Origin of the sequence: Limnofasciculus baicalensis BBK-W-15, from assembly GCF_024178385.1 — a bacterium.
Classification (GTDB): Bacteria; Cyanobacteriota; Cyanobacteriia; order Cyanobacteriales; family Coleofasciculaceae; genus Limnofasciculus; species Limnofasciculus baicalensis.
Genome location: NZ_JAMZMM010000509.1, coordinates 1 through 3,439, shown reverse-complemented (window position 1 = coordinate 3,439; position 3,439 = coordinate 1). Strand labels below are relative to the sequence as shown.

Below are 3,439 nucleotides of genomic sequence, written 5' to 3'. Positions count from 1 at the left end.
TCCCTACTCCCTACTCCCTACTCCCTACTCCCTACTCCCTACTCCCTACTCCCCTGCCCATTAAGTTCACAAATTTTAACAAAATTTATCAGTAAATTAGTTTACTCTGGACATTTGGGACGTTTTTAGATCTTTTGAAACGTAAGTAAGGGAAATTATAGATGAGTAGCAATTTAGCCACCAAATTACGTGAAGGCACGAAAAAAGCCCACACAATGGCCGAAAATGTCGGATTTGTCAAATGCTTTTTGAAAGGAACCGTTGAGAAAAACTCTTACCGAAAGCTAGTATCCAACCTCTACTTCGTGTACTGTGCGATTGAGGAAGAGATGGAAAACCACCGTCAGCACCCAATCCTCTCGAAAATTTATTTTCCAGAGTTAACCCGGAAAAAGAGCTTAGAGCAAGATTTGTTCTACTACTACGGTGCCAATTGGCGGGAAGAAGTGGCTCCTTCAGCCGCAGCTACTGCCTACGTGGAACGGATCAAGGAAGTTTCTGCCACTCAACCGGAACTATTGATTGCTCAATCCTACACCCGCTACCTAGGAGACTTATCGGGAGGGCAGATTCTCAAGAAGATTGCCCAGACTGCGATGAATTTGTCTGAAGCTGGGGGTTTAGCTTTTTATGAATTCAAAGATATTACCGATGAGAAGGCTTTCAAAGCTAATTACCGGAGTGCCCTCGATGAGTTACCCGTTGATGAAGCAACAGCGGATCGAATTGTGGATGAAGCTAATGCCGCCTTTGGCATGAACATGAAGATGTTCATGGAATTAGAAGGCAATCTGATCAAAGCGATTGGGCAGATGCTATTTAATAGCTTGACACAACGTCGATCTTCTGGTAATACCGAATTGGCAACTGCTGAGTAGAAGCAATCTCGAACAACTAATCCTTAGTCCTAGCGGCGCTGTCTGCTTTGTCCCGATTACGGAGATAGAGTAGGCAGCGCCGCAAACTGTGTTACAGCGCTTTGCAGGTGAGTGAGGTATAGTATAGCAATTTCTATTGTGTACTTCATCCTACTGTAAGCCGCTGTATGCTGTGCATTTGTAATAAATCTTTACAGAAAAATGCCCAAATTCATTAACATAAACACTTGATTATCTGCGCTAAGTGAAATACTATTCTCAAAGGACGTAATACTTGTCATACGATTGTATAACGAATTCAGGTTTTACAGAACTGTAAAGTGCCCAAACTAATCCTGCGGGTATAGTCTGGACTTGGGGAAAGCTGTAATCCCTGTTTACCAGGACAGAATTAAACCTGGGCTGGACATCCATCAGACAATTTCTCTTGAGTACACCCCCTCTTGACCAGCTTAAGTTCCTGTTTGAGAACTTCAATGTAACAAATATTTACAAAACATTGAAGAAAATTACAAAATAACCGTTTAAAATTAACAGGATCGATAAAAAATTTACAAATTGAAATTTTGTAGTTAAATGGTGAAGTTGTCAAGAGATCGTAACAAATATTGCTGAGAAATAGCTTTCATTTTTCAGGAATTAACTCAGATGGATGAATGTAACAAAACCTCGACATTCGTCTTTGGGTTAGCTTCTCAGAAGCCTAGACTATAAGTGAACTGCTTGTTCAATAAGGATTCTGGCTGATTTTCCTCTCAGTCTGAGACTTGTTTAAATATGTTGTTTTGATGAAGATTGTCCTAGGGGACTAGATAGATAACCCAAGTAAATGTCATTATTAATCCAGTGGAGACTGTTGTACGATCGCGAAATCAAATAAATTCAGGGTCGCGTCTATGAACACAAAAAAGAGAAATTGTAAAGTTTCTTAAAGCAATAAATTCGCTATCGCTCTCTGACCATTAACTCTGTGCTTTAACTTTGTCCACCTTTAATTTTTTGGAGCCAATTTATGTCTAAAGTGATGAACGCTACATCAACCGCTACCGTAGATACAGAGATTTCCACAAGTTCGTCTGTTCGCGGGTTAACATTGATAGGTAATGGCGGGAAAATCCCGGATGGGAGTGGCAGTTTTCAGGATGGTATTGTTGTTAAAGATAATTTCAAACTCAGCAATATTACCGTCACCCTAACGGATTTGGAACATACCTGGGTTGGCGATGTAGTCGCACGTTTATCCCATGTTGAAACTGGTACTGTGGTGGATTTGTTCCGCCGCCCTGGGCAACCCCAATTCTCGTCTAGTGGCTATAGCAGCGATCTAAACGGCAATTATAGCTTTAATGATGACTTCGCTGGCAATTTTAATGATGCCGCAGCCGCAAATGATGTGATTCCCAGCGGTGAATATGCCGCACTTCAAGCTTTATTAGTATTTAAGGGGATGTCATCATCAGGTACGTGGGAACTTCTAATCAATGATTGCTCGGCTGGTGATTCTGGTTGTCTAGGCTCTTGGAGCCTTGAGCTTGCGTAAATATAGGGGAACTTGTTTCGGTGACTCCCTTTTTTGGAAAACAAAACAACCCCCGCTAATTCTCACAAAGATAGCGGGGGCAAAAATAAAAGTCTTTTTCTCGCCTATTTGGCATAAATCCTTAACTTGTTTCAAATTCTAACTTTGACAGGACTTACGCAAAATCTGTCACTAAACTCCATATATAGTAGAGTGCGTTACATAACGCACCCTACTGATAGCCTAACTGCGTAAGTCCTATTTGAGAAACCTTAAGCGGAAGTTACCCCCTTTGGGGGTGCTTCCGTTTAAGCGTAATATTGCTGAATATCTTCACCACAGGAATCCACAAGATAACAAAGAGCGCGGAAACGTAGTCCAACTAATTGATCGTAGAGGGGATTGAGCTTACAGAGGGGAGGAATGTGGGCGATTAGATGCCCGAATAGTTTAATGTCACGCTCAAATGGACATTGGGAGGGGATGGCTTTGGAGAGAAATCGAGCTAGCTTGGGATTGTCAATTTCCATCGTATCGAGCCACTGTCGCACAGGTTGCAGAAAATCGAAGCGGTTATTGTGGAGTGGATTATTTTTAGCTGAGTTGAGAGTCTGATGAGCTGAAGTGCCGATTGTACTGTTGTAAGAATTAGTATTGCTCATAAGTCTAAATTAAGCTCAGGGTATCGTTGCGGCTCAACTGTAGTTGTTTGATTGCCATTTACCACGATAAGGGCTGAAATCATAAGTTTGGTAAAGTTATCAATAAGAAATTGCCCTAAATCTGTGAAGTTTTGATGAAGATATTTCCAGGGGAATGGGGTAGCAGATGCCTTATGGGGTGCAAGGGAGAGTCGTGTAGGGGCGAGTCGCTAAAAGTGTCTCTATTACTCACCGATAACTCCCATCGACTCGCCCTCAAGATGGGCAAGTGGGCACGAGTCGCCAGGATGAGCGATTAATTTTTGCGGCTTTTGCCTAAAATTTGGGATTTTCACCTGAGTTACATAATTCATAACATCTATTAATTGCATAATTTTCTT

General features: G+C 41.7%; 3 protein-coding genes. 2 read left to right on the top strand and 1 reads right to left on the bottom strand.

The window, feature by feature from the left end:
• Positions 1 to 161 precede the first annotated feature (161 nt).
• Both NJ959_RS27425 and NJ959_RS27420 read left to right on the top strand, forming a co-directional pair.
• Positions 162 to 878, top strand: a complete 717-nt coding sequence (locus NJ959_RS27425) for a biliverdin-producing heme oxygenase (protein WP_254014933.1) — start codon at positions 162 to 164, stop codon at positions 876 to 878.
• Between the two features lie 1,012 nt (positions 879 to 1,890).
• A complete protein-coding gene (locus tag NJ959_RS27420; protein ID WP_254014932.1) occupies positions 1,891 to 2,418 on the top strand; it encodes a proprotein convertase P-domain-containing protein in 528 nt (175 codons plus the stop codon).
• A 287-nt stretch (positions 2,419 to 2,705) separates the two neighbouring features.
• Here the strand turns inward: NJ959_RS27420 and NJ959_RS27415 are convergent, their stop codons facing one another.
• Positions 2,706 to 3,059 (bottom strand): Mo-dependent nitrogenase C-terminal domain-containing protein, encoded by a 354-nt coding sequence (locus NJ959_RS27415; protein WP_254014931.1) that lies wholly within the window; start codon positions 3,057 to 3,059, stop codon positions 2,706 to 2,708.
• Positions 3,060 to 3,439 lie beyond the last annotated feature (380 nt).

Bases quoted from the DNA above. Each gene is read 5' to 3' on its own strand.
- NJ959_RS27415 (WP_254014931.1), bottom strand. From the start codon at position 3,059: ATGAGCAATACTAATTCTTACAACAGTACAATCGGCACTTCAGCTCAT.
- NJ959_RS27420 (WP_254014932.1), top strand. From the start codon at position 1,891: ATGTCTAAAGTGATGAACGCTACATCAACCGCTACCGTAGATACAGAG.
- NJ959_RS27425 (WP_254014933.1), top strand. From the start codon at position 162: ATGAGTAGCAATTTAGCCACCAAATTACGTGAAGGCACGAAAAAAGCC.